Annotated in this window: 22 protein-coding genes; 9 read left to right on the top strand and 13 right to left on the bottom strand. The window is 59.2% G+C overall.

What is annotated here, in order from left to right:
• Positions 1–29: 29 nt before the first annotated feature.
• The 9 genes from OIM99_RS16110 to OIM99_RS16070 all read right to left on the bottom strand — a co-directional run bounded on the left by OIM99_RS16110 (position 30) and on the right by OIM99_RS16070 (position 10,887).
• Positions 30–476, bottom strand: a complete 447-nt coding sequence (locus OIM99_RS16110; RefSeq protein WP_311851453.1) for a response regulator — start codon at positions 474–476, stop codon at positions 30–32.
• 235 nt (positions 477–711) lie between these two features.
• Entirely contained in the window at positions 712–1,722 is a 1,011-nt protein-coding gene (locus OIM99_RS16105) for a tripartite tricarboxylate transporter substrate-binding protein (protein ID WP_311851452.1), read from the bottom strand.
• 34 nt (positions 1,723–1,756) lie between these two features.
• Positions 1,757–2,653 carry a VOC family protein gene (locus OIM99_RS16100; protein ID WP_311851451.1) on the bottom strand — a complete coding sequence of 299 codons (897 nt, stop codon included), beginning with the start codon at positions 2,651–2,653 and terminating at the stop codon, positions 1,757–1,759.
• A gap of 47 nt (positions 2,654–2,700) precedes the next feature.
• Positions 2,701–4,392, bottom strand: coding sequence for a thiamine pyrophosphate-binding protein (locus tag OIM99_RS16095; protein ID WP_311851450.1), 1,692 nt, complete (start codon positions 4,390–4,392; stop codon positions 2,701–2,703).
• A 21-nt stretch (positions 4,393–4,413) separates the two neighbouring features.
• Entirely contained in the window at positions 4,414–5,313 is a 900-nt protein-coding gene (locus OIM99_RS16090; protein ID WP_311851449.1) for an oxaloacetate decarboxylase, read from the bottom strand.
• A gap of 32 nt (positions 5,314–5,345) precedes the next feature.
• Positions 5,346–6,632 (bottom strand): alpha/beta hydrolase, encoded by a 1,287-nt coding sequence (locus OIM99_RS16085; RefSeq protein WP_311851447.1) that lies wholly within the window; start codon positions 6,630–6,632, stop codon positions 5,346–5,348.
• A gap of 93 nt (positions 6,633–6,725) precedes the next feature.
• Positions 6,726–8,282 (bottom strand): TerC family protein, encoded by a 1,557-nt coding sequence (locus tag OIM99_RS16080; protein ID WP_311851446.1) that lies wholly within the window; start codon positions 8,280–8,282, stop codon positions 6,726–6,728.
• 360 nt (positions 8,283–8,642) lie between these two features.
• On the bottom strand, positions 8,643–9,605 hold the full coding sequence (locus OIM99_RS16075) for a hypothetical protein (protein WP_311851445.1): 963 nt from the start codon (positions 9,603–9,605) through the stop codon (positions 8,643–8,645).
• Positions 9,606–9,744: 139 nt separating this feature from the next.
• Positions 9,745–10,887: a DJ-1/PfpI family protein gene (locus OIM99_RS16070; RefSeq protein WP_311851443.1), complete on the bottom strand. Its 1,143-nt coding sequence runs from the start codon at positions 10,885–10,887 to the stop codon at positions 9,745–9,747.
• A gap of 273 nt (positions 10,888–11,160) precedes the next feature.
• On the opposite strand from OIM99_RS16070, the gene guaB reads away from it, so the two are divergent.
• The 3 genes from guaB to OIM99_RS16055 all read left to right on the top strand — a co-directional run bounded on the left by guaB (position 11,161) and on the right by OIM99_RS16055 (position 14,567).
• Positions 11,161–12,654, top strand: a complete 1,494-nt coding sequence (guaB, locus tag OIM99_RS16065) for an IMP dehydrogenase (protein WP_311851442.1) — start codon at positions 11,161–11,163, stop codon at positions 12,652–12,654.
• A 165-nt stretch (positions 12,655–12,819) separates the two neighbouring features.
• On the top strand, positions 12,820–13,239 hold the full coding sequence (locus tag OIM99_RS16060) for an MAPEG family protein (protein WP_311851441.1): 420 nt from the start codon (positions 12,820–12,822) through the stop codon (positions 13,237–13,239).
• Positions 13,240–13,274: 35 nt separating this feature from the next.
• Positions 13,275–14,567, top strand: a complete 1,293-nt coding sequence (locus OIM99_RS16055) for an RsmB/NOP family class I SAM-dependent RNA methyltransferase (RefSeq protein WP_311851440.1) — start codon at positions 13,275–13,277, stop codon at positions 14,565–14,567.
• Here OIM99_RS16055 and OIM99_RS16050 read toward each other — a convergent pair.
• Positions 14,551–15,438 carry a hypothetical protein gene (locus OIM99_RS16050; protein ID WP_311851439.1) on the bottom strand — a complete coding sequence of 296 codons (888 nt, stop codon included), beginning with the start codon at positions 15,436–15,438 and terminating at the stop codon, positions 14,551–14,553. The genes OIM99_RS16055 and OIM99_RS16050 overlap by 17 nt on opposite strands.
• 207 nt (positions 15,439–15,645) lie before the next feature.
• Here OIM99_RS16050 and guaA point away from each other — a divergent pair, with 207 nt between their 5' ends.
• From guaA to OIM99_RS16030, 4 genes are all read left to right on the top strand, one after another.
• On the top strand, positions 15,646–17,238 hold the full coding sequence (gene guaA, locus OIM99_RS16045) for a glutamine-hydrolyzing GMP synthase (protein ID WP_311851438.1): 1,593 nt from the start codon (positions 15,646–15,648) through the stop codon (positions 17,236–17,238).
• 126 nt (positions 17,239–17,364) lie between these two features.
• Entirely contained in the window at positions 17,365–17,820 is a 456-nt protein-coding gene (locus tag OIM99_RS16040; protein WP_311851437.1) for a hypothetical protein, read from the top strand.
• 9 nt (positions 17,821–17,829) lie between these two features.
• Entirely contained in the window at positions 17,830–18,456 is a 627-nt protein-coding gene (locus OIM99_RS16035; protein WP_311851436.1) for a hypothetical protein, read from the top strand.
• Positions 18,457–18,462: 6 nt separating this feature from the next.
• Positions 18,463–19,812, top strand: coding sequence for a hypothetical protein (locus tag OIM99_RS16030; protein WP_311851435.1), 1,350 nt, complete (start codon positions 18,463–18,465; stop codon positions 19,810–19,812).
• A gap of 119 nt (positions 19,813–19,931) precedes the next feature.
• Here OIM99_RS16030 and OIM99_RS16025 read toward each other — a convergent pair whose 3' ends face one another.
• Together OIM99_RS16025 and OIM99_RS16020 are read right to left on the bottom strand one after the other, a co-directional pair.
• Positions 19,932–20,663 (bottom strand): hypothetical protein, encoded by a 732-nt coding sequence (locus OIM99_RS16025; RefSeq protein WP_311851434.1) that lies wholly within the window; start codon positions 20,661–20,663, stop codon positions 19,932–19,934.
• A 105-nt stretch (positions 20,664–20,768) separates the two neighbouring features.
• Positions 20,769–21,803 carry a nucleotide kinase domain-containing protein gene (locus OIM99_RS16020; RefSeq protein ID WP_311851433.1) on the bottom strand — a complete coding sequence of 345 codons (1,035 nt, stop codon included), beginning with the start codon at positions 21,801–21,803 and terminating at the stop codon, positions 20,769–20,771.
• 263 nt (positions 21,804–22,066) lie between these two features.
• Here OIM99_RS16020 and OIM99_RS16015 point away from each other — a divergent pair, with 263 nt between their 5' ends.
• Positions 22,067–22,816, top strand: a complete 750-nt coding sequence (locus OIM99_RS16015; protein WP_311851432.1) for a dCTP deaminase domain-containing protein — start codon at positions 22,067–22,069, stop codon at positions 22,814–22,816.
• 61 nt (positions 22,817–22,877) lie between these two features.
• On the opposite strand, the gene OIM99_RS16010 is transcribed toward OIM99_RS16015, so the two are convergent.
• Positions 22,878–23,708: an AtaL-like protein gene (locus OIM99_RS16010; RefSeq protein WP_311851431.1), complete on the bottom strand. Its 831-nt coding sequence runs from the start codon at positions 23,706–23,708 to the stop codon at positions 22,878–22,880.
• A gap of 112 nt (positions 23,709–23,820) precedes the next feature.
• On the opposite strand from OIM99_RS16010, the gene OIM99_RS16005 reads away from it, so the two are divergent.
• Complete coding sequence (locus OIM99_RS16005) at positions 23,821–24,543, top strand: TetR/AcrR family transcriptional regulator (protein ID WP_311851430.1); 723 nt, start codon at positions 23,821–23,823, stop codon at positions 24,541–24,543.
• The last annotated feature ends 196 nt before the right edge of the window (positions 24,544–24,739 follow it).

Below are 24,739 nucleotides of genomic sequence, written 5' to 3'. Positions count from 1 at the left end.
CTGCCCACGTCCAAAGCGTTAACCGCGTATCAGGACGGCGAGAAATGCGGTTTTTGCAGAGGTCGGGGTGGCGGTGCCTCGGTGGTTTCGCGTTTGGCTTTGGCGCGCCGCTCCTGCGCCAGGACAAGCGTGACCGTGTCCTGCAATTGTTTAAGGTTGAACGGTTTGCACAGGAAGTCGCTGGCCCCCGCCGTGATGGCCGTCTGCCAATAGTCGAGCGACATGTTGGCCGTCATCATGATGAAGGGTTTTTTGGCCAGCACCCGATCGGCCCGCACCGAGCGCAACAGGTCGATGCCCATGGCGGGCTCCATGTTCCAGTCCGAGATGACGATGTCGACCCGGGACTTGGTTAAAATATCCCAGGCCATTTCCACATCGGAGGCCAGGGAAACGCGCTTGAAGCCCATTCGCCGGAGCATGAAAGCCATGACTTCGCGGAAGCTTGAATCGTCTTCGACGACAAGCGCAACCATTGATTTCGTTATCATTACTGCCACTTTTCGCGGGGTGGATAGTCCGAATCGCGAGAACGACGCAACTGCGATTGAGGGGCAGGTTTACCGATTCAGGTAAATCGTACCTTGCTCAATTCATTAAGATTTTAGCGAATTTACCGGTCTTTTGTGGATGGGGACGGCTTTTGCAAATCATGGGTATGTGAGTGTGAAATTTGGCGATTTTCACCCGGACGCCGGTGACGCCGACGTCCTATTTCAAGTCCATCCAGCGGTTGACCTTGCTCAACACGTCCGGCGAGGTGGCGTATAACCGCTCGATCAGCGCCTCCACCTCGCCGCCGCTTTTCGCCCCGGCGGAATCGAGATTCATCTTGCCCAGGTCCGCCTGGAAAGCCGGATCGGTCATGGTCTCCTGGAAAGCCCGACGCCACAGATCGACGATCTGCGGCGGGGTGCCGGGCGGTGCGATATAGGGCCGGGCGATGTCCTGCGACGAGAACACCAATTGGATCGCGGCGCGCTGTTCGTCGGTCTTGGCCAGATCGGTGACGAGCGGAATGCCTTCAAGGTCGGGATGGCCCGTCAGCGCCAGTTGCAGCAGGATCTTGATCTGCCCGCTTTTGACCCAATCGAGACGCGCCGCCTTGATGCTCGACCAATTCCAACTGGCGACGCCTTCGACCTCGCCGCGCTCCATCGCCAGAGCGATGTCCTCGGAGGATTTGTAACCGCGTACGATGTCGAACTTGGTGCCGAGCAGGCCGTTCAAGATCGAGGGGAAGACGATATTGCCCGATGTCGGCCCGCCGCCGCCGACCAGGATTTTGTGGGTAAAGGCATCCCGAATGGAGGAGACGCCGGACTTCGCGGTGACGGCCACCACGCCCGCTTCGCTGGCCAGGCTGGCGAGCCAGATCAGGCGGCGTGGATCGAAGCGCACGTTCGGCACTTTGTAGAGTTGCACGGTGGCGACCGATCCGCCGACCGCGCCAATCTCGGTGCCGTCCTTGCGCGCTGCTTCGGCAATGTAATTCGCTGACATGAGCGTGCCGGCGCCCGGCAGCTCCCGGATGATGATGGTTGGCGTTCCCGGCAGGCGTTTGCCGATATGAATTGCGAGAGCGCGCGCGTAGAGCGCATATCCGCCGCCGGAGGCGTAGATCGATATGGTCTTTCCCGCGAAGCTTGGTTCCTCCGCGTGGCTTGCGGTGGTGAGAAAGCTCGCAAACAGTGCGGTGCTCAACACAAGCAATTTCGCCATGCGTCCCTCCCGCTGGCCAAACTGATGATACAAACTACGGATAGCCCGGCATGTTGGCGGTCGAGCCCGAGCCAAAACCCCAATAGTTGCGCAAGGTCTCGGGGCCATGCTGTTTCGGCCGCAGCGGCGTCTCCTGATGCCATGGGCGTGGATCGAAATAGCCGAGCGCCTCGTCCTTCATCTGATCCATTTCCGTATAGAGTTCGACGCGCACGCCATCGTGGTTGCGATGGTATGCGGCGATGTTGTGGCCGATGATGTGGCGCCCCGGACCCCAGACGAGCAGCAAATTGTTCTTGGCGAGATAGTCGCAGGCGCGGTGGATTTCCGGCCAGTCTTTGACCTCGAAGGCGATGTGATGCAGTTGCGCCTTCGGATCGTTGACGAAGTTGACGGCGTGGTGATCGGAATTACAGCGCAGGAAACAAAAGAAATCGCCGCGAATGTCCGACAGCCGGAAGCCGAGCACATCCATATAAAACTGCATCACCGGCTTGATGTCTTCGCAGCGATAGGCGACGTGGCCGAGTTTGAGGGGCATGATGCCGATGGGCTTTTCCATGTCCTTGGCGAATTCATATTCGGCGTAGACATCGATGGCGGTGCCCTTGTTGTCCTTGAAGGTGATGGCCTCCTTCACGCCGGGCGAAATTTCGCTGCGCCGCTCAGCCTTCACGCCATGTTTGGCGAGGGCCTTGATACAGTCGTTGAGATCGGTGCCGGGCGCGACCTGGAAGGAGAGGCGCGCCAGTTCCGCCTGATCGCCCTCGACGAGGGCAATGGCTTCGAGGCCCACTTTGGTGGCCAGGATCGCACTCTTTCTGTCGCGGGCCACCACATTGAGACCGATCACTTCGTTATAATATTCGATCGCCCGATTGAGATTGGGCGTCGTCAAAGTGGCGTGGCCGAGGCGGCGCACATTGATCATGAAATCCTCCCGATCGTCTTTTTATGTGTAGATAGGCAGCGCTCGGCCTACTTTGTCATCACCACGTTCAGAATGGCCGTCTGGCCTTTCTTCGTTGCGGCGAGCGCATCGGCGAAGCCTTTCTTCAGCTCATCGGGCGTCGAGACTTTGGCGCCAAAGAAGCCGTAATGGTGGCCCAGTTCGTGATATTCGGGGCCTGCGATATGGACGCCGTGGTGATGGGTGGTCGAGGCTGCCGCGCCGCCTTCGTAGTAGATCACATGGCCCTTGCGCATGGCTTCGTATTTGGCGTTGTTGCAGACGACGATGATAACAGGCAGGCCGTAGGTCTTGGAGGCGCCGAGCGCCTGGATGACGGGATTGTAGAGGAACGAGCCGTCGCCGACGAAGAGCACCACCGGCCGGTCGGGGGAGGCGAGCTTGACGCCGAGCGCCGCGCCGATGCCCTGGCCCAAGGCGCCGCCGGTGACACGGAAGAAGCTCTGCGGCCGGTTGAAATTGAGATGCGAGCGCATCAGCGGCATATGCGTGATGGTTTCATCGCAGATGATCGTGTCGTCGGGCAGGGCGCTATTGGCCACGGCCGCGACGGCGACGGCATCGAGCGCGCCGGCGGCAAGCGACTTGTCCTCCGCCGTCTTCAGCGCCGCGAGCAGTTTCTCGTGTTCGCCGGTCCAGCGTTTGCGGCGTTCGTCGACAGCGGCGCCTGAAAGAGATTTCGTCGCCTCGACCAAAGCACGCAGCGCCAGCGCCGTATCGCCTTCGAGATATTGATCGGCGAAGAGCACTTGATAAGCGAGGTGGGCTTTCAGCGGATTGTCGCTGATGGCGACGATACGGCCTCTGCCAGGACGCTTGGTCGGCGGATACCAGGGCGCCTTGCCGGCAACGACGAGAATGAGATCGGCGTCGTCGAGCAGGCCGAGCGTGCCATAGCCCATCCACATCGGATTGGATTTGGGGAAATTGGTGTAGGTGCTGCCACGGCCCGAGATCACCGGAATGGCGAGATGTGTGGCGAGGTCGACAAGCGCGCGAAAGGCGTTGGGATCGCGGCCTGATGTCTCGGTGACGATGACGGGGTTTTTCGCCTTGGCGATGAGATCGGCGACCTCCTTCACGTCCTGCGCCAGCGGCTGCGTCTTTGGCGCCGGCGGCACGGGTTTGAGATCGTCTGGCTTCTTCCACTCGTGCAACATCGCTTCGAGGGCGCAATTGAGATAGACCGGGCCTTGCGGCACGCGCTGCGCCATTTCGCCGGCGCGGGTGATCGTGTGGTAGACGGTGGCGTGGCTGGTGATCTGGGTCGACCATTTGACCAGCGGCGCGACATAGCGCTGCGTGCCGCCTTCGCTGACGCCGCCATACCATTGCGGTTCCACTTCGACCTCTGGATCGGCGCCGAAGGTGAAGGATTCACCCGACATCACCACCATCGGCATTTCCGCCTTGGTGGCTGAGAGCATGGCCATCGACCCATGCATCAGGCCGACGCCGGCGTGGATCAATACCGCCTGCATGCGGCCGGTGACGGCGGTGTAGCCGAGCGCCATGTCGATGGCGACGGTTTCGTGCCAGCAGTCGATGAATTTCGGCCCGGCGTTCTTTTCGACCGTCTGGCGCGACATGGCCTCCCAGACCGGGCTCCATTCGGAGCCGGGGGAAGACATGATGTAATCGACACCGAGATTGCGAAAGGCCTCGACAATGGCCTCGCCGCCGTCCTGATAATTTTTCATCTTGTCCTCCCTTATGTTGGTTCAGTGCTTTTTATGGGCACCTATCAAGCTTGCCGCCGCATCGAGATCGGCTTGTTCGCGGGTGCGCAGGTCAGGCAGACCGACCAGACTTGTGAAGGCATCGAACGTCACCATGCGATCCTGCTGGCTTTTGCTGCTGCCTTCGGTCGCCAATGCCCGCATGAAATCCTGCAGGGTGCGGGTGACGGCCAGCAGCGCCGAGACCGGCCAGATGGCAGCGCTGAAACCGATGTCCTGCAATTCGCGCGCGGTGAGTTCCGGGGTCATGCCGAAATCGACCATATTGGCGAGATGCTTGCCTTCGACCTCGCCGCAGATGCGGCGCATCTGTGCCAGGGTGCGCGGCGCTTCGATGAAAAGCAGATCGGCGCCGGCCTCGCGGAACAGATTGGCGCGTTCGATCGCCGCCTCGATGCCTTCGACCGCGATGGCATCGGTGCGGGCGAGAATGATGAAATCGCCGTCTTCGCGGGCATCGACGGCGGCTTTCACTTTGGCGACCATGTCTTCGACCGAGATGATCGCCTTGCCCGGCGTATGGCCGCAGCGCTTCGGAAACACCTGATCTTCGATCAAAATACCACCGGCGCCGGCGCGTTCGAACTGTTTGACCGTGCGGCGCACATTGGTGACATTGCCGAAGCCAGTATCCGCATCGGCGAGAATGGGGATCGACACCGCATCGCAGATGCGTGCGGTGTGATCGGCCATTTCGGTCAGGGACAATTGCGAGGAGTCAGGTTCGGCCAAAGTCGCGCCGGTGGCGGCGAAACCACCGAGAAAAGCGGCGCGATGCCCGGCCTGTTCGGCGATGCGCGCCGACAGAGCATCGTAGACACCCGGCATCGCGCAAATGTCAGGCGCATCGATCAAAGTTCGCAATTGTTTGGTCGGCTTCATTAAAGTTTTCTGCCCTTCATTGGGTTGCAGGTTTACGTCAAATATGTCCGGTCGATTTTGCCTGTCGCATCGACATACCAGCGTTCGCTCGTGGTCATGGGCTTGCCGGTCAGGCGGGCCTGCATCCAGTCGGCGACCAGGGTCGTTGCGAACGGCCCCAATGTTGCCGATGGCACCGTGCCGATGGCGTGGCGGGAATCCTGATAGATGACGAGCTGGCGCGGGCCGCGCACCTGGCTCATCATTTCTTCAGCGAAATGCAGCGGGCTCAGTTCGTCGGATTCGCCGGTGAGGCAGAGCAGGGGCGCCTCGATCTTTTCGGCATGGCCGCGCCACGTGAGGCTTTGCGCGAAGCGATCGAAGGCGGCTTCGTCAGTATAGTTTGCCATGAACATGAAGCGCATTTTGAAGGTCGGCGATGCCTCCTCGAAGATCGTGTGGCAGCCGGGTTCGAGACAGGGCGCATTGAGCGCGATGGCCTTGATGCGCGGTTCGTTGGCACCGGCGAGCGTCGAAAAGAACGTGCCGAAACTGGTGCCGGACAGGCCGATCTTGTTGCCGTCGATCTCGGGTCGCATGGTCAGCCAATCGACGCAGGCGGTGCCTGTGGCGGCCCAGGCTTCCGGCGTCACATAGATGCCGAGCAGGGGGCTTTCATATTGGCCGGGACCGTCGATGGCGAGAACGGCGATGCCGCGATTGAGCCAGCGGTCGCCGTAAAGGGAAACGCCGCATTCCTTGAAACTGTCCATGCCGGGCACGGAGATGATGGCCGGCACGGGTCCCCCCGCATAGCCATAGGGCAGATGCAGCCAAGCCGGCAGTTTCTTGTCGCCCAGGGGAATCCAGACCTCCTCGACCTGATGATCGGCGAGATCGGCATATTTGCGATAGCAGGCGCGTTTCGAGGCATTGTAGCGCAGGTTGGTGGCGTCGGCCGCGTCGATCGGCCATTGCGCCGCGCCCCAATGGATAGCGGCGATGAAATAATTGTCACGCGCGGTGACGAGTTCGCCTGCGGCCTCCGCCGCTTCGGCGCGGGCCTGTCGCCGCTTGGCCAAAGCCTCGAAGGCGGGCGCCGCGTCGGCATATTTGCGGATGCGCAGGCGCGCGGCGGCGAAATCTGCATTGGCCTCCGGGCCGCACGGCGCCGAGAGATAAATCGAGCGCGGCTGATCCCAATCGATGCCGTTGGCCTGGATGATGTTATCGAGAAGCCAGCGCTGTTCAGTCCAGCGCTTGGTCGACGGGTGGCCGGCCGAGGCGGGCGCTCCCTCCCGGGTGGCCGAAAGCGTGTCAAAGCCCGGGTTGTGAGCCATTTTTCCTCCCGTTTATTGTTCGCCGACGGCGCGGCGATCCATTGATATCGCCTTCCGGTCACGTCGTCATCTGTGCCGTCATACGGGCCGGTTTTAAGGCGGAGGGGGTTCGGCTTCGGTGATCCGAACCCTGCCGATGCTGCGTTTGTCGAGCGACAGAATTTCGAACCGCAATCCGGCCGCATCAAGGACTTGACCGACGGTCGGCAGATGACCGAGTTGCGTCAGGATATAACCGCCCAGCGTCGAATAGCGGTTGGCGTCGTCGACGAGGTCGCGGCCGATGGCACCGCTCAATTGGCGCACGTCGATAAAGCCGTCGACCAGCCACGACCCATCCTCCAATCGTTCCAGCGATGCCGCTTCCTCGTCGATATCGGGGAACTCGCCGGCGATGGCCTCGAGGATGTCCGTCGGTGTCGCTATGCCGACCAGCGATCCGTGTTCGTCGACGACCATCGCCGTCTGGACCGGCGAGCGGCGCAGTTGTTCGATGATTTTCAGGACGTCGGTCGTCTCGTGGACGATCGTCGGCTGGCGCGTGAACCGGGTCCAGTCGATCGTCTGTCCGGCGATCAATGCGTCGAGCAATTCGCGGGTGATCGCGACGCCCATGAATTCGTCGACATCGTCACGGGCGATGACGACTTTGCTGTGGGTCAGCTTGCGGATGGCGGCGTGCAATTCGTCCGGGCTTTTATTGAGATCGAGCCATTCGATTTCGTTGCGCGGCGACATGATCGAGCTGACGGGACGTTCGCTCAAGTCGAGCACGCCGCGGATCATCTCCTGTTCTTCGGGCTTGAAGATCGCGCCCTGGGCGGCGTGTTCGGCGATGACATCGACGGTTTCGCCCAGCGAGCCTTCGCCCGAACGGCCGCCCAGCATGCGCAGAACCGCTTCCGACATCCGGTCGCGCAAATCGCCCGTCGTGATGGTTCGCTCGCGGTTGCGGCGTCCCAATTGATTGGCCGCCTCGATTAGAACCGAGAAGCCGATGGCGGCGTAGAGATAGCCCTTGGGAATATGGAAACCGAAGCCTTCGACCACCAGGCTGAAGCCGATCATCAGCAGGAAGCCGAGACAGAGAATGACGACGGTCGGATGTTTCGCCACGAAAGCCATCAGCGGACGCGAGGCGGCCATCATGACGACCATGGCCACGCAGACGGCGGTGACCATCACCCAGAGCTGATCGACCATGCCGACGGCCGTGATGACGCTGTCGAGCGAAAACACGGCGTCTAGAATGACGATTTGAACGATCACCTGCCAGAAGAGGGCGTGAACGACACGTCCTGTCTTCTGCTTATGCGCGCCTTCGAGGCGCTCGTGCAGTTCGATCGTTCCTTTCGCCAACAGAAAGATGCCGCCGAAGATCAGGATGAGATCGCGGCCGGAGAAAGAGAAGCCGGCGACCGAAAAAAGCGGCCGCGTCAGCGTCACGATCCATGAAATCGAAAACAGCAGCGCGATCCGCATGACGAGCGCCAGCGCCAGGCCGATCACGCGGGCCTTGTTGCGCTGATGCGGCGGCAGCTTGTCCGCCAGGATCGCGATGAAAACGAGATTGTCTATGCCAAGGACGACTTCCAGGACAACGAGCGTGAGAAGGCCGATCCAGATGTTTGGATCTGCGAGGAATTCCATGGATTGGGTCCTGTTGCAGGATAAGGGAAGGGGATGAACGCTTTCAGACGAGAAGCGTATTGAAGGCGATGGAGAGGGCGCACATGATCGAACAGGCTCTGCCAATGCAAAGCCCGCGTAGGTCGGCCAGAACTTTCGCTGGTACTATCGCCTTCGTCCGGCATGAGATTTCGGATTATGTCTCGGCGCGCGGCAACATGATGCGATCAAGCTATCATATCTGCTGCGAATGGAAAAGAACGCGGCCTGCGGCGCAATGCGTCATCTCTGTCGCCGTAGGGATTACTGCGTACTTTTGCTGATCGATGTGCTCTGCGTTGGTTGCCACGCATATTCGAGTTGCAGCGGGGACGCGGCTATTTATTGCCACTGACCTTGGGGGTATCGATCACGCAATGAAATGTTTTCGAGGCCAAGGGCGTGGCCAATAACGTTGGGAACGTTGTTGGGATTGAAAACCTCGGGCCTAGTTCTGAACTCAAAATGTATTGGGCAATGTATAGCTCCGAACCGGCAATTAAACGCCAATTGAGGCCGCCATGACAGTGGATACGCGCCTCCGGTCCGGATTTTCTTGATTTCTCCATTGGGCATTACAATCTGGAAGTCACGGGTCGTAACGGTTGTCAGGCCCTCGCGGTCATCCCTTTTTCCACCGACGATCCGAAGGACTGGCTTCAATGGCCGTTCGAGCGTCTCCGTAATGCACATGTTATGCGCGCTGCTGAAACGCCGGCCTTCGCGGAAGCCAGGATCGACCGGCATAGACCCTGAGCCAGAACATTTCGTTGGCTGAAGCTCGATTTTTTTAATCTCCTCGGGAGCCTGTTTTGTAAGCTCATAGGCTGTTGTCAGTCCAAGAGTTTGAACCATTGTGTAGCGCGCTGACAGTTGCCCACCAGCTCTGCGCCCCGGACCGGGCTCGTTCGCTTCCACCAATACATCCTGCGTCGCAGGATCGAAGGCCACTCGGTTGTTTTCTCTTTGTGCCGTCAATGCGTGATTAAAGCGATCAGCTTCCCGTTCGCTGAGCAACACGGCAGCCGCATATCCACCAAACCAGAGCACGGGCAGGATCATCAGGCGTTTGGCAGATCTTCCCGTTAGCACGTCTACTGCAACGATTACGAAGGCAAGGTTCCAGAAGATGGTCGGGGAAATGAATGCGAATATTTGAACATAGAAGAAGAGAGACCCCAACATCTTGACCGTTTCCCTTAAAACGGGAATCTGGACCATTATTGGAAGCAGCACCGATAGGGACAACGCGACCAGATAGAAGGCGGCGGTCAGAAAGAAACAAAGTTTCGCCCAGCGGGACATAGTTGGCTCCTCGCTAGACAGGATAGCCTGAAAAGGCTTGCAAAAATCTAAGGCTGAGGCGGAGAAGCCATCGGGGAAAGGAAAGATTTGTTCAGCATCTTTTTTGGATAATAGAGGTCGCTAAAATTGCTAGCGCTTGTCAATTTCTACTTTTCGGCTGCGGGTATTCAAGCTGCATGGCGACGAAATCGGCGGTGGGCTTGTCGTAGCGGCTCGCTATGCCGGCCAGGTTCTGATCCAAAGCCAGCGCGGGCGGCACGTCAGTGAAGGTGGTCAGTTGTCGCTCCGCTGGCCAGCGCGTCGTGATCCGATCGGGCAGAATGCGCAGTCCGTTGCGGCTCTCGCGCGCTTCCGGCGAAGCCGCATAGGTGTAAGCCTGCGAGTGATAGGTCCGCGACCAGGCATCGGTGACCAGCGCGAGCGAAACTTCGTCCATACCCTCCGTGAGCTCCAACCCCAACTCTTCACGGTTCCAGAAAGCGAGCGTGTTGCTGATCGCGGTGAGTGCGAAGGGGCGGGTGAACGTGAAGGCTGCGCTGTCGTGGCGCGCATCCCAATCGGCGAGGCCGAGACCTTGCGCGACACTCTCAGCCTTGGCGCGGCCGGCGATGGCTTCGATCAATGTCAGCATCATCGGCATGGAGGCGGTGATGCCGGTTGTCGTTGCAACGCCGTTGTCGATCACCATTCGCCGGTTGGCCACGTAAGTGATGCTTGGATGTTTGCCGCGCAGTTCTTTCAGATAGTACCAGTGCGTCGTCGCGCGCTTGCCATCGAGCAGGCCTGCGCTGGCGACGACCTTGGCGCCGGCACAGACGCTGACGATAATAGCGCCTTTGTCTGCCTGGCTTTTCAGCCATGCCATGATGCCGGGATCGTCGTCGCGAACCATGGCGGGAACGATGACGTAGTCCGCGCCGCCGGAATGGCGCGCGTCGAAATCGGCTATCGTCGCCTCTGGTTCGATCTTCAGCGTCGGATAAAGCGTCATCGGGCCGGGCTTGGTGGCGAGCGCCACCACATCGGCGATGTCGGCGCGCTTCAGAATGCCATAGGGCATCAGATAGTCGGTGACCTCCGTGCCCTCATTGACGCCGACGATGGCGATGAGCGGGCGAGGGCGCTTCGGTTTCAGGGCGGCGATCATGGCGGCGGTTTCCGCCTGGGCGATCGGCGCAGGAACGGTTGCGGCTGGCGCGGGCGGCAGGGAGAGCAGCCAGGCGCCGCCGCCCAGGGCTGCCAGCACCCCGAGGCCCAGGGCGCCCCACACCACCTTGTTCATTTCGGCCTCTCCCCTTGGATCGAGAAATTGACATAACTAAATGAATTATAATGATTATTTATGATTATAGCACAGGTTGCCGTGGGTTTGCAGGTCCGGCCCATAGCCATGTTGTTGTGGTCTTGAAACGATCGCACGCGATATTTAGTTGCGCATCGTCGCATGCATGCTATGAGCCGCTGCCAACCCTGTTCCCCATGATCAAGCGGAAACGAGTCGCCCGGCGGCCTCGTACCCGTTTCGTATCCGAAACATATTCCAGGAGTTTGGCAGATGGCCACCATTGAACGTCCGACCTTCGAAACCGCGCTGACGTTCGACGACGTTCTGCTGAAGCCCGGCCATTCGGAAGTGATGCCTTCGGGCGTCGATCTGCGCACCCGGCTGACGCGCTCCATCAGCCTCAACCTGCCGATCATCTCCTCCGCCATGGATACGGTGACGGAGGCGCGTCTCGCCATCGCCATGGCCCAGGCCGGCGGCATCGGCGTCATCCACCGCAATCTCGACCCGGAAGCGCAGGCCGAGGAAGTGCGGCGCGTGAAGCGCTATGAGAGCGGCACGGTCATCAACCCGATCACCGTCTATCCGGACCAACCGCTGGCCGATGCGCTGGAACTGATGAAGATGAATGCGATCTCCGGCATTCCGGTGGTCGAGCGCGGCAATCCCGGCAAGCCGTCGAAGCTTGTGGGCATTCTCACCCATCGCGATGTGCGCTTCGCCGCCGATCCGGCGCAGCCGGTGTCCGAACTGATGACCAAGAAGGTCGTCACGGTGCGCGAAGGCGTGACGCAGGACGAAGCGCGCCGCCTGCTGCATCAACACCGCATCGAAAAGCTTGTCGTCGTCGATGACGAAGGGCGCTGCGTCGGCCTGATGACCGTCAAGGACATCGAGAAGGCGACCCTGCATCCTAACGCCTGCAAGGACGAGCAGGGGCGTCTGCGCGTCGCCGCCGCCTCCACCATTGGCGACAAGGGCTATGAGCGCGCCATGCTGCTCATCGATGCCGGCGTCGATTGCGTCGTCGTCGACACCGCCCACGGCCATTCGCAGAACGTGCTGGACCAGGTGACGCGCATCAAGCGCGTCTCCAACAAGGTCGCCATTATCGCCGGCAATGTGGCGACGGCGGAAGGCACCAAGGCTCTGATTGACGCGGGTGCCGATGCGATCAAGGTCGGCATCGGTCCGGGCTCAATCTGCACGACGCGGATCGTCGCCGGTGTCGGCGTGCCGCAGCTCACCGCCATTCTCGAATCCGCCGAGGAAGCGCGTAAGAAGGACATTCCGGTCATCGGCGACGGCGGCATCAAATTCTCCGGCGATCTCGCCAAGGCAATCGCCGCCGGCGCCGAATGCGTGATGATCGGTTCGCTGCTGGCGGGCACCGACGAGAGCCCCGGCGAAGTGTTTCTCTATCAGGGCCGCTCGTTCAAATCCTATCGCGGCATGGGCTCGGTGGGTGCCATGGCGCGCGGCTCGGCCGACCGCTACTTCCAGCAGGACATCAAGGACACGCTGAAACTGGTGCCGGAAGGCATTGAGGGCCAGGTGCCTTACAAGGGGCCGGTCGGCGCCGTCGTGCATCAGCTTGCCGGTGGTTTGCGTGCGGCCATGGGCTATGTCGGCGCGCCCAGCATCACCGAATTCCAGAAGCGCGCGCGCTTCGTGCGCATCTCCAGCGCCGGCCTGCGCGAAAGCCACGTGCATGACGTGTCGATCGTGCGCGAAAGCCCGAACTATCCGATGGGTGGCGGCTAGCCACTCTCGTGGCATGCCCGACACGCGAAGCGTGAGCGGGCATCCACGGCGAGCGATGCAACGTTACGTGTCGTGATCCGTTGAAGGAGACGCGACGTAGTAACGATCATAGGTGCTATCGCCCCATGACACAGGGCGATGGCTCGCTGCGGCAAAGGTGCGCTCATGTCGGTCCAGGCCATTCTGCTTCCCGTCTTCGCCTATGTCCTGCTGGTGCTGATCATCTTGATCGAACTGGGCCGGCGGCGCGGGCAGGCCGTGAAGGCCGGCGAGGTGGGCAAGGACGCCTCCTTGCGGGAAAACGCCTGGCCCGATCGGGTCACCCAGGTGTCGAACGATTTCCGCAATCAGTTCGAAATTCCGGTGCTGTTCCTGGCGCTGGTGGCCTTTGCCATGTTCACGCGCAAGGCGGACCTGCTGTTCGTGGTCCTGTCCTGGGTCTTCGTGATTTCGCGCTATGTCCACGCTTTCATTCACACCACCTCCAACAGCATGGTGCCGCGCCTCTCGGCCTATTTCATCGGCGTGGTCGTGCTGATGGTGATGTGGATCATCTTCGCCGTGCAGATTCTTCTGGCGGTTTAGCTGGACTTTTGGGCCGGGATCACCACAACAGGCCCATGACACCCGCAGCCCGCATCGCCGCCGCCATCGAAGTTCTCGAGGACATCGAAACCCGCCGCCGCCCCGCCGCCGAAGCCCTGAAGGATTGGGGCCTTAGCCACCGTTTCGCCGGTTCGAAGGACCGCTCGGCCATCGCCAGTCTGGTCTACGATGCCTTGCGCGTGCGCGCCTCCGCCGCCTGGATCATGGGGGAGGACACACCTCGCGCGATCATGCTCGGCGCCCTGAAACGCGGGCGCGGGATGGAGACGCAGGCCATCGCCGCGCTCTGCGGCGCCGGCCCCCATGCGCCGCCCGAACTGACCGAGGCCGAGCGCCAGCGCCTCGATGCCGATGACCTCACGGGCGCACCCGATCATGTGCAGGGCGATTATCCGGAATGGCTGGCGGAAGCCTTTGAAGCCGCTTTCGGCGACCAGGCCGTGGCCGAGGGGCGGGCGCTGGCGGAACGCGCGCCGGTTGATCTGCGCGCCAATCTGCTGAAGACCAGTCGCGACAAGGCGCTCGCCACCCTGGCGCATCTCAACGCGCAGGCAACCGCGCTCTCGCCCTGGGGCCTGCGCATTGCTGTCGGCGCCGACGGTCGCGGCCCGGCGCTCTCGGCCGAGCCCGCCTATGCCAAAGGGCAGGTGGAGGTGCAGGACGAAGCCTCGCAGCTTGCGGCCCTGATCGCCGGCGCCAAGCCCGGCTGGCAGGTGCTGGACCTGTGCGCTGGGGCCGGCGGCAAATCCCTGGCGCTCGCCGCCATGATGGAGAACAAGGGCCAGGTCTTCGCCACCGACAGCGACGGCCGCCGGCTGATGCCGATCTACGACCGGCTGGAACGGGCAGGCGCCCGCAATGTGCAGGTGCGCGCGCCCAAGGCCGGCAAGATGGATCTCGCCGATCTCGAAGAGCGCTGCGATCTGGTCTTCGTCGATGCGCCCTGCACGGGCACGGGCACCTGGCGGCGCAACCCGGATGCCAAATGGCGCACGCGGCCCGGCGCGCTGGAACAGCGCCAGAAGCAGCAGGACGAAGTGCTGCAACAGGCGGCGCGCTATGTGAAAGCCGGCGGCCGGCTCGTCTATGTCACCTGTTCGGTGCTGCGCGAGGAGAACGAGGCGCGCATCGCGGCCTTCCTCGAAAACTCCGACGGCTTCCTGCCGCTCGATGCAGCGCATGTGGCGCGCGGCGTCGGCATCGAGGCCCTGGCGGATCATGCCTCGCCGCATGGCGCGGGCTTAAGGCTCTCGCCGGCCAGTGCTGGCACGGATGGGTTCTACATCGCTGTTATGCTGCGCGTGTGATCGGCTTCAAGCTCGCCGGGCACCAGCGGCCAGGGCGGCCGCCGTTCTGGCAGGCGATATTGAGCAGCAGGAAGGCTTCGCGCTGCATCGGCCGGAAGCCGAATTCGGCGGCGCGGCTGCTGCGCAGATCGTGCAGCTGAAAATCCCATTGCGCGAGCTGGGCATCGAGCGAAGCCAGCGCGAAGGCGATGGCGCCCTGGCGTTTTTCGAACAGGCTTTCGGTGACAAAGACGCGGCCCGAGGCCATGCCGAAGCCGCCGGCGACAAGATCGCCCGCTGTATCGCGCACGGCGAAGCAATGGACGAAACCCTGGTCGAACAGATTGGCGAACACTTGTAGGGCCGCCGGGCTCAGGCCGAAGCCTTCGCCAGCGCGGGTGGCGGCGGCGGCGCAGGCGGCGGCCACCTGCTCAAAGTTCTGGTCGAGTTCGAAGACAAGGCCGGCGGCGGCCACGGCCTTGGTGGCGGCGGGCTTGCGCACCATGCGTGCCTGGGGCGACCACCAGGTCGCCTTGCCCAAAATCCAGCGCGGAAAGAAGCCGACCGCATAGCCCCCCGCAATGGCCATGGGGGTGACGTCGTCGATCACGCCGGCGATGCCGTCTGGCCGGCGGCGCACCTCTTCCAGCGCCGGCAGGCCGGTATGGCCGAGAAAGGGGGCGCGCAGGAAGAAATCGGCGGTCTGGGGCAGGTCGCGGATATGGCGCAGCAGATAGCCGACATCGGCGCCAACCCTGGCAAAGCGCGCGAAAACCGTCTCGCGGAACATCCGCTCGCGGTATTTGCGTCGCTCCGTGCGGGTCATGTCGGTGCCCCAGTCGGATCCATCCGAAAAGAGTGTCCCAAACTGCGCGATTCGATAATTCAGCATAACCTGTCCCTGCCGGTTCGGCACATCCGACCCCGGTTGCTCACAGGGCTTACCGGGCGGGCGTTGCGGCGGGCGTAAGCAAATCGTTCAAAACCCGGTTAAAACCGGTTCACCATGAGGGCTGCGGCGGGCTTTATAAGGCTTGTCCCGTTGCACCTTTTCGGGGGGTGCCGTAATCGATTTCCTTAGCCGGAGACCCGAAATTTCATGACCGCCGCCCATACAGACATCATCGCCAACCACGACAAAGTGCTGATCATCGACTTCGGCTCGCAGGTGACGCAGCTCATCGCCCGCCGCGTCCGCGAGGCCGGGGTTTATTGCGAGCTGGCGCCGTTCCAGAATGCCGAAGCCGCTTTCAAGGAGCTGAATCCAAAGGCGGTTATCCTCTCGGGCGGGCCGTGCTCGGTGACCGACGAGGGCTCGCCCCGGGCGCCCCAGGCGGTTTTCGACGCCGGCATTCCGATCCTCTCCATCTGCTATGGCCAGCAGACCACCGCCGTGCAGCTTGGCGGTGTGGTGGAAGGCGGGCACGCGGCCGAGTTCGGCCGGGCCGATATCGAGATCAAGGAAAAGAGCGCGCTGTTCGATGGATTGTGGGATGTCGGCGGCCGCTACCCGGTGTGGATGAGCCACGGCGATCGCGTGACGCGGTTACCGGAAGGTTTCTCCGTCAAGGCCGTCAGCGAGAACGCGCCCTTCGCCATCGCCACCGACGAGAAGCGCCGCATCTACACCACCATGTTCCACCCGGAGGTGGTGCACACCCCCGACGGCGCAAAACTGATCGCCAACTTCGTCCATAAGATCGCCGGGCTGAAGAGCGACTGGACCATGGCCGCCTTCCGCGGCGAAGCGGTGAAATCGATCCGCGCGCAAGTGGGCGAGGGCCGGGTGCTCTGCGGTCTCTCGGGCGGTGTCGACTCTTCGGTCGCCGCCGTGCTGATCCATGAAGCGATCGGCGACCGGCTCACCTGCGTCTTCGTCGACCATGGTCTGATGCGCCAGGGCGAGGCCGAGCAGGTGGTGAGCCTGTTCCGCGACCATTACAACATCCCGCTCGTCCATGTGGACGCGAGCGCCATGTTCCTTGGCGCGCTCGACGGCGTCACCGATCCGGAAGTGAAGCGCAAGACCATCGGCAAATTGTTCATCGACGTGTTCGACGCGGAAGCCAAGAAGATCGCCGCCGACGGGCGCGGCGCGCCGCAATTTCTGGCGCAAGGCACGCTCTATCCGGACGTGATCGAAAGCGTCTCCTTCACCGGCGGCCCCTCGGTGACGATCAAGAGCCACCACAATGTCGGCGGCCTGCCCGAACGCATGAACATGAAGCTGGTCGAACCCTTGCGCGAACTCTTCAAGGACGAAGTGCGCGCGCTCGGCCGCGAGCTTGGCCTGACCAAAGCCTTCGTCGACCGCCACCCCTTCCCAGGCCCCGGCCTCGCCATCCGCATCCCCGGCGCGATCACCAGAGAGAAGCTCGACATCCTCCGCAAGGCCGACGCGATCTATCTCGACGAAATCCGCAAAAGCGGCCTCTACGACAATATCTGGCAGGCCTTCGCCGTGCTGCTGCCTGTGCGCACCGTCGGCGTGATGGGCGACGGGCGGACGTATGACCACGTCTGCGCGCTACGCGCCGTGACATCCGTCGACGGCATGACGGCGGATTTCTTCCCGTTCGACATGAACGTGCTGGGCCGGTGTGCCACGCGGATTATTAATGAGGTGAAGGGGATTAACCGGGTGGTCTATGACGTGACGAGCAAGCCGCCGGGGACGATTGAGTGGGAGTGAGGGGGGGGGACTTTAAGATCGACGGCAACTCCAATAATTTTAAGTAGCGATTATTGTTATTGTTGGAATCGAGGTTATATTCCTATGTAAAGCTTTATTAAAAAGCTCGCATGGAAGGGTATACCTATGGCGGAGGGGTATGACGTTATAGTTGGCAAAAATGGGCGCGTGTTTGTCGTGCTCCATCCGGCGTGTAAGATAACCAAAGAAGAAATTCTTGGTCTTCTAGGTGAGATGGGAATTGACCCTTCATTGGTAATATTCCTGCTACCTGGCGAAGTCGATAAATGCGTCGAGATTAGCGACGCTTCCGTCATTATTCCCGTCGATACGGGAACGTCCGATCTTCTCGAATTGGAGGAAGCGGGCCGATATAGCGGACAGGCAGGCGGACGAGTTGTTGTCCTGTTTGGTAAAAGTTTTCCCTATGAAGATCTTCATCCGATTGCGAAAAAATACGGTACTCAGTGCGGTTGGTCTGCTGAGCAGTTGAAGGTCTGCATATCGGGCAAGGCCGACGAGCCGCGAAGCGGGGCTGGCACGCCAGTTAGTAGGCCGAATGCTAGTCAAGTTAAATGCTAGGAGCGTAGCTTGGTCACTCGGACGTATCGTCTGGATCATGACCTTGGCTTTGCTCCTAATCCGTTCTTTGGCTGGTGTACGCTTGCTTGCTGCATGCCCCAGATTCGGAAGTATGCGAACCTAGGCGACATTATTGTCGGCATCGCCGGATCAGGAAAGCGAGGCTTGGGACGCTATCATCCGCGCGTTATCTATTGGATGCGCGTCGATGAAACGCTGACGTTTGATCAATATTGGCACGACGATCGATTTGTTAATAAGAGGCCTCAGATCCCAGGTCCCAAACTACGTATGGTCGGCGACCGTACCTATAGGCATGAATCCGGCAACAACGATTGGTATTTTGAAACCTCAATGCACTATTTGCCAGGCGCTAGTCAGCGCAACGGCGGCCATGTCAATACAGATACGAAGGTAGACCGGGTCTTGCTAGGCAAAAGTTTCTCTTACTGGGGAAAATCAGGGCCTGAAGTGCCCGCTCATCTTATGAGCTTGTTTCCAAATCCTCGTGGGCAAAAATGTCCAAAAAATGAGCAGCTATTGGCCGAGCTGCACGAGCTCATTGATATAAATAATCCTCGGCCAATCGTAGAAGACCCTGCCGACTGGGACAATCCGCGTTACTTCAATGGATAACCAATCATGAGGGTGTCTGATCTTTATGCATTTGTCAGTCAGAGCGACGTCTCCGTGTCCATGGCGAACGATCAACGCGAACGCATCGCGACACTGGGGCTTGTCTCTGAGATTGGTTCTGTTCTTTCAGCTCTGAAGAAGGACATTTTATCCAAACCTAAACGGGATGACGCTGGTTGGTATTTGATCAGGGGCGAACTGAAAGAACAGCTGGGCGATTCAATCTGGTATGCGGTGATGCTTGCGCAATGCCTGGATGATCCGCGTGCTGCCAATATTTTTAAATCCGACATTGAAATGCTGCACAGGCAATTGAGCGGCCGGGCGCGTAACGATAAGCGGGTTCAAGAAGAATTAGGAACGGAAAAGCGAGACGCATTTCTTGCGGCTGCAAGCGTCTATCTTGAGCATTCCAATCAGCCGATCGATCTATACCAGAGCACCGCATTCATCACTAGGCGAACGGAAGGCGACGAGCTCCGCAATGTCTGTGCAGCCGTTCTCCAACAACTAGCAGCACAGATTAGCCGAGATTTCTTGCCGAATATGGAGATGGCCCTCAATCATGAGGTTCGCCCAAAGGATCCTGTCGATGCGCTAGGAGAAATAATATGGCATCTCTCCGCGCTTGCGAGTGTCTATGATTTAAAGCTTTCGAAGATCATTGCGCTGACACAGGAAAAAGCAAAGTTTCGTAACCCCGCAAATGAGCCCGGTCCTAGACATGATAGTAAGATAGACGGAGAGCGTTTTCCAGATAAGTTCGAAGTTCATTTCCGCGATAACGGTAAAGCGCAGACCGAAATGTTTTGGGTTGAAAATGGGAGTTGCAAGGCAAAACTGGGTGCGCCTCTGACAGATAATGATCATAAAGGCGACGGCTATAGATTTCACGATGTTATGCATGTGTCGTTTGCGGTTTTTCTGGGATGGTCTCCAAACCTTCGAGCGTTCATGAAGCTGAAAAGAAAGTCTTCTCCAAAGCTTGATGAAATAGAAGATGGCGGTAGGGCCAAAATCCTCGAAGAGGCGGTCATCTTGGAGGTCCACCTTCAGGCCGAATTATTTGAGACCTTTTTCCAGGAAGCTGGAATATCAATTCAAGGGTCACCTTACGCATATCCTAATGCACTCAGTTTTGAATTTCTGCGTCGTCTTCACGAACTTTGTAAGGGCCATGAAGTCTATGGCAATCCGAAGCAGGATTGGGAGAGTGCGATCCGTGAGGGTTATGATTGCTACCACAAGCTTCGAGATGCGAATGGTGGTATCATTGCTGTAGATATGGTTGGCAAAAAAATTTCATTCAGAAATTTCCCTGAGGACAATAATATCGATTATGATACTGAAGTTTAATGGATGTTCGTTGTAGTTTCGGCACCCAACACCAAGATTCACATACGCTTGGATTGCACCTTACGAGCCATTCACTATGGCATACGATGAAGTGTCGCTCGCCGGTATTGGTGATGGTCCTATCGCTCTATCGCTTTCATAATATCTTCTAACCATCTTCGCGGTTTTCTTCTCTCGCCAATATTGGTGACGAATTCTTGTCCGCGAGATACAATCTGTAGCTGATTACCGGGGAGCCAGCGATCCTTTCGGTTGTGATAGCTCAATCCCGTTTTGGCCAGCCATGCAGGAACATCCCATAACTGAAGAGGCCCACCTTCTGTTGTAAGACGTAGTAGCGGATCTGCAGTTTGGGCGCGTTTGCCTGGCCCCGCATATATGCAGTTCGTTGTATTCCAGTTGCCGATTGTGTGAGGGTGCGGTCGTAGTGCCTTTTTAATAAGTCTGTGCTCAGAGTGAAGTTCGTCGCCTTCGATCATTTGATCTACCCGCATGTAGCCATAGAGACGATGATGGCGATCACGGAAATATCGATCGGCGAACAAGCCGAAGAAGAGGAATACATCCCCTATATCTACACCTTGACGTTTGAGGTGCGATTGAGCGGCATCGCACTGCCCGAACAGGCAATAGCCGTCGAAGAACATTGGATCCTCGTGGCAGAGATGGTCAGCATCTATCTTCCCGCGTGTCACCCGTTCGACCATATCTCCGAGTCCGAGATCGCGATAAGTTGTGGTGGAGCGTCCCTTCGTCGGGATAGGCAGCGAAATCGGTTTGCCATTGATGATCGGTGAGGGAGCACCTCCTGATCCTGTGTCGAAGCCCTTGCGGCTAAAGATGATCCGCATGCGTTATTCTGCCAAGGCTTAGTCTCGCCTAAAACTTTTCAATGCATCTGCTTTCGCATGCATGACCGTGAGATGGTATTAAGTGCATATATCTGAGCCAATAATCTAGGAAGATTCTATGTCTTCCGATATTCTTTGATTGAGCCCCCAATCTGGGGGATAAAATGGCGTGCTTATTGAGCCGGTAAGGCGGTACTTTTGCTTAATCCGAGTGCGTCCCGATAGGCCACCAATGGCAGGATAAGCCACTCGAGAATATTTTGAAATCTCGCAAAAGACGTTCTGGCAGTCGATGAGCTGAAGCGGTCGTCCCCAAAGATCGTCAAACGTGCCAACGATTTCATTTAGATATTGCTCTTGATGTTCAGCCATGTGCTTGATTACATCAGCCGGTGTCACGTCGTCGAGACCATCGAAGCACTTAGAAATGCCATCGAGAGCCCCTGGCCCAGCCATAACGAATTCCATCTCGGAAAAATTAGTCAGTGGGCTATAATTTAGATCGGTGACAAACTGATAAGCTAGAAACGCGCCAATGGATGGGACGCTACGCAGTAGTGCAAAAGCGTCTTCCATGTTGCGGCAGTCTTTCAGACGGGCTGGATAATTCTGAGCTAGCATCCATTGGAGAAGTTTTAAGTGCCCCATATGTTTGGCTTGCTCGTCAAACATGCTTGCGCAGGACGGCATGATATAAGCGGCTGAATAGTTCCGCATGCCGGAATTTTGGCGTTTCGAGAGGAGGGCACCGGCTAACTCGAAATCAAAGCTATCAAGGTTGATGGTGCCGAAAGCTTTTTCAATTGCCTCCCATGTTTCGATCTTATTGAAAAGCTTGAAAAGCAAAATGCGGAAAAATAAATTGTCTGAATCACTAGATGCGGCTGGCCCGTATATCACTTCGCTAATTAAATACTGGCTCACGCGATCTGATGCGCGGTAGCTGTTAGTAAATCGATAGGAGGCGAGGATCGGGTCTTCGGTCAGATGAGGGCCGTTTAATCTTCGCAATCGGCGGAAGAAAATCTTTTGGCGTTCAGCTGCGAAGTACCAGTAGGCTTCAAAAACTGGTGTAATCTTAATTCGCTTGCCAGCTATCATGATATATCGTTGAGCACGAGGCTCAGGAAGCTTCGGCATGATCGACGCTTGGCCGAAAAGGTCGAGTGTCCGATTCTCTCGGTCGTTCGCAATTAGGCGCATCAGCTGTCTTTTCTGTGATTCTGCGGTCGCGGTCGCAAACAGCAAAAAGTTTAGCATACGATGCGGAATGTTTACTTGATTCTTGCGGGGCCGAGGTAGAATCGGTGGATAATTGCTAGTTTTTCACCGACAAATTGCATTGAACATCGTTTCGAACAGCAATGACGTAGCTCAGGGCTAAAGGGCAGGGTAAATTGGCGATGACCAAACCATTGGCGATGTTTTGGAGCGGGGAAACGCTGGGCGAGCGGCTCAAGACACTAATCGACCCGTTCGCGGACGACCGAGTGGATTGCGCCGCCTATACGCTATCAGTTGGATCGGAAGTCTATGTCTCGCCGAACGATCAGACCGTTGATCCGACCACAGTCACGGTCCGCAAGCTCAACGACGGAGAGGCTTTCACCATTCCGCCTGGCCAGCTTGCCTTTCTGCTGACCGAGGAAGTCGTCTCGGTCCCTGCGGATGCCTTGGCCTTCATCTCGATCCGCGCGAAGACTAAGTTCCGCGGCTTGCTCAACGTCTCTGGCTTTCACGTCGATCCTGGTTATCGCGGACAGTTGACGTTCGCGGTCCTCAATGCCGGTCCTGTGCCCATCCACCTTAAACGCGGACAGGCGATTTTCCTGATCTGGTATGCGAGCCTCGACTGCGAGACTGCCTTAAAGAAAGACGGCGCAATCCATAGGGGTATCGATCCCGAAGTGGTAACCTCCGTTGCTGGCGAACTGCAATCCTTCGCGAGTCTGTCCAAGAAGATAAAGGACGTTGAGAAGGTGCTCGGCGACCGCATTCATGCCGCTGAAAAGGAACAGACCTATTATCGCGTCATCGCGGTAATTGCATTGGCAGTCGTGGTCAGCTTGACCGTGAGCTGGCTCAAGGACGGCTTCCCGCCACGTTTGGCGCCTGTGCAGGCGGCGCCGCCGCCTCAAGCGTCGAAGCCATAGCGCCCTGGAAAGACCTTCTTTGAGCTGGGCGATCACATTCGCCCAGCGTGCACAGCCCTTATCAAACCGGCACCCTCTGCCTCTCCTGCTCCGCATAGATCGGCGCGACATCCATGAACACCCGCAGTTCGCCCACCTTATCTCCGTCCGGCTTCAGGATGGCGACGCTGGGTAGCGTCAGGGTCTGGCCGTCCTGGCGGGTGTAGGTCACGGCCGCTTCGAGGATGGATTCATCCGGGTGGTCCCAGCGGTTGAGGAAGGTGTGTTTGAGGCCGCCGATGGTCGACCAGAACTGGCCGATGGCGCCGGCGATTTGGTCGGGGCCAACGGCGGCCGGGAAATTCGCGAAGGTCATCCGCGCGCTCTGGCTGTGCAGGGACTTGAAGGTTTCGAGATCCATCGCGTCGACCGCGTCGTAATAGCGCTTGATCAGCGTGTCGCGGGCGGTCTTGGCTTTGCGGATCGCGGCGAGCGTCGCATCGACGGCCTTCAGATAATCCTGCTCGACGATTTTGCCGTAGGCGATTTCTTCCGCGCTGCCGTCGGCAACGCCGGCAAGCTGCAACTTGAAGCTGAAGCGCAGGCCGAGGCCATCGTCGTCCTCTTCGATGAGGTTGAGAATGGTGCCCAGCACCGAGCCGTCGAGCCGCACGAATTCCACCTGCCGTTGCGGCGTCATGGTGATGCGCTCGCGGCAGCGCTCGCCGCGAAACTCGATCTCGCGCACGAAGACATTGTCGTCTTCACGGGTGAGCACCTTGCAATGGGTCATCGCCGGCACGAAGGGCAGGGCATTGTTGGCCTTCAGGACAAGGCCCTGCCAGACGTCGCCGCGCGTCAGGGTGGGGTGGCCAGGCGCGTTGACCGGGATACGTTTCGACACTTCGATCATGGGTAGCCTCCCTGGATTTATGTACCGTAACGAACGTTACGGTAAATGCCGCTGGGTGGCCAGCTAAAAGTTTTGCGCTGGCCTCGAGCGATGAGCTGGCTTAGCTTGGGCTATGGAATCACGTAAGAAATCAACGGCGCGGCCTGCGGCGCCTAGCACTCGGCGCGGTGCTGGCACGCGCACACGCACCGAGATCAAGCGCGAGAAAATCGTACGCTCCGCCGCAAAGCTGTTTTTGGAGCGCGGCTATGACAGCGTGTCCATCAACGAAATCATCGCGGTCGTCGGCGGCTCGAAGGAAACCATCTATTCGAATTTCGGCAACAAGGCGCAACTGTTCGAAGCCGTCGTGCGCCAGCTCTGTTCCGACGTCACCATTCACATCGATACACGTCCCGAGGGGACGCTGGAGGAGCAGGCGACGCGCCTGGCCCGCTCCTTCGTCGCCATCGTGCTGACGCCGCAAATCATGGCCTTTCATCGGCTGGTGACGTCGATCGGGCGGGCCTTTCCGGAGGTTGGCCGGCTGTTCTATCAGACCGGCCCGGAGACGATGTATCGCATCTTCGCGCAGTGGATCGCGCTGCATCAGGCGAAGGGTAATATCCGCGCCGATGCGGATGCGCGCCGCCTGGCCATCTTGTTTCACGACATGCTGATCGGCGAACAGATGCTGAGCTGGCTCACCGCCGCCGCCAGCCAGAAGGACCGGGCCAAGCGGATCGATCAGACGGTCGAGCTTGCCGTTTCGGTTTTTATCGGCGGCTGCGCAACGGAAGCCGGAACACGGGCGGCGTCGGCAAAAGCGAAAGCGCCGCGGGCGAAAAGCGCCTGAGCGCTGCCTAAAGCGCGGCCTGTCGCACCGCTTATATCTGCCTGAAAAATCGATCGTTGCAGCGCTGCAAGCCCGGTCGTTGCGGCCGGTGCAGTCGCGCGCGCCCGCGCTCCGCGATGCGAAAAATCTCCCGCGCATAATCGCCATTGTAAAAATTTTCGAAGATGGCACACTACGTACCGTAACGGACGTTACG

It is taken from the genome of Methylocella sp. CPCC 101449 (assembly GCF_031921685.1).
Lineage (GTDB): Bacteria > Pseudomonadota > Alphaproteobacteria > Rhizobiales > Beijerinckiaceae > Terripilifer.
The sequence above is the reverse complement of the archived record's forward strand: the minus strand, read 5'-3'. Positions and strand labels throughout refer to the sequence as shown.

Bases quoted from the DNA above. Each gene is read 5' to 3' on its own strand.
- OIM99_RS16010 (WP_311851431.1), bottom strand. From the start codon at position 23,708: ATGATCGAAGTGTCGAAACGTATCCCGGTCAACGCGCCTGGCCACCCC.
- OIM99_RS16055 (WP_311851440.1), top strand. From the start codon at position 13,275: ATGACACCCGCAGCCCGCATCGCCGCCGCCATCGAAGTTCTCGAGGAC.
- OIM99_RS16025 (WP_311851434.1), bottom strand. From the start codon at position 20,663: ATGCGGATCATCTTTAGCCGCAAGGGCTTCGACACAGGATCAGGAGGT.
- OIM99_RS16075 (WP_311851445.1), bottom strand. From the start codon at position 9,605: ATGTCCCGCTGGGCGAAACTTTGTTTCTTTCTGACCGCCGCCTTCTAT.
- OIM99_RS16050 (WP_311851439.1), bottom strand. From the start codon at position 15,438: ATGCTGAATTATCGAATCGCGCAGTTTGGGACACTCTTTTCGGATGGA.
- OIM99_RS16100 (WP_311851451.1), bottom strand. From the start codon at position 2,653: ATGATCAATGTGCGCCGCCTCGGCCACGCCACTTTGACGACGCCCAAT.
- guaA (WP_311851438.1), top strand. From the start codon at position 15,646: ATGACCGCCGCCCATACAGACATCATCGCCAACCACGACAAAGTGCTG.
- OIM99_RS16005 (WP_311851430.1), top strand. From the start codon at position 23,821: ATGGAATCACGTAAGAAATCAACGGCGCGGCCTGCGGCGCCTAGCACT.
- OIM99_RS16060 (WP_311851441.1), top strand. From the start codon at position 12,820: ATGTCGGTCCAGGCCATTCTGCTTCCCGTCTTCGCCTATGTCCTGCTG.
- OIM99_RS16020 (WP_311851433.1), bottom strand. From the start codon at position 21,803: ATGCCGAAGCTTCCTGAGCCTCGTGCTCAACGATATATCATGATAGCT.
- OIM99_RS16080 (WP_311851446.1), bottom strand. From the start codon at position 8,282: ATGGAATTCCTCGCAGATCCAAACATCTGGATCGGCCTTCTCACGCTC.
- OIM99_RS16030 (WP_311851435.1), top strand. From the start codon at position 18,463: ATGAGGGTGTCTGATCTTTATGCATTTGTCAGTCAGAGCGACGTCTCC.
- OIM99_RS16040 (WP_311851437.1), top strand. From the start codon at position 17,365: ATGGCGGAGGGGTATGACGTTATAGTTGGCAAAAATGGGCGCGTGTTT.
- OIM99_RS16095 (WP_311851450.1), bottom strand. From the start codon at position 4,392: ATGAAAAATTATCAGGACGGCGGCGAGGCCATTGTCGAGGCCTTTCGC.
- guaB (WP_311851442.1), top strand. From the start codon at position 11,161: ATGGCCACCATTGAACGTCCGACCTTCGAAACCGCGCTGACGTTCGAC.
- OIM99_RS16090 (WP_311851449.1), bottom strand. From the start codon at position 5,313: ATGAAGCCGACCAAACAATTGCGAACTTTGATCGATGCGCCTGACATT.
- OIM99_RS16085 (WP_311851447.1), bottom strand. From the start codon at position 6,632: ATGGCTCACAACCCGGGCTTTGACACGCTTTCGGCCACCCGGGAGGGA.
- OIM99_RS16105 (WP_311851452.1), bottom strand. From the start codon at position 1,722: ATGGCGAAATTGCTTGTGTTGAGCACCGCACTGTTTGCGAGCTTTCTC.
- OIM99_RS16110 (WP_311851453.1), bottom strand. From the start codon at position 476: ATGGTTGCGCTTGTCGTCGAAGACGATTCAAGCTTCCGCGAAGTCATG.
- OIM99_RS16070 (WP_311851443.1), bottom strand. From the start codon at position 10,887: ATGAACAAGGTGGTGTGGGGCGCCCTGGGCCTCGGGGTGCTGGCAGCC.
- OIM99_RS16015 (WP_311851432.1), top strand. From the start codon at position 22,067: ATGACCAAACCATTGGCGATGTTTTGGAGCGGGGAAACGCTGGGCGAG.